Origin of the sequence: Kocuria salsicia (assembly GCF_007681555.1) — a bacterium.
In the GTDB taxonomy this organism is placed as follows: domain Bacteria; phylum Actinomycetota; class Actinomycetes; order Actinomycetales; family Micrococcaceae; genus Kocuria; species Kocuria salsicia.
Map to the genome: position 1 here is coordinate 1 of NZ_VELE01000048.1, position 223 is coordinate 223.

At 40.8% G+C, this 223-nt stretch carries 1 protein-coding gene; it reads left to right on the forward strand.

All coding sequences use genetic code 11. From position 1 onward, the window contains the following. On the forward strand, positions 1–223 hold a 223-nt coding region (locus tag FS770_RS13620), incomplete at both ends, for a hypothetical protein (RefSeq protein WP_222126535.1).

Genomic DNA, 223 nt, shown 5'->3' on the forward strand with positions numbered 1-223 from the left:
ACTTAATGATGTACTTGCACTTGTTGAATCACTCATGCTTGTTGACGTTGACGCACTTAATGATGTGCTTGCACTTGTTGAGTCACTCACACTTGTTGATGTTGACTCACTTAATGATGTGCTTGCACTTGTTGAATCACTCACGCTTGTTGATGTTGATGCACTATCTGATGTACTTGTGCTTGTTGAGTCGCTCTCACTTGTTGACGTTGATCCACTTAAT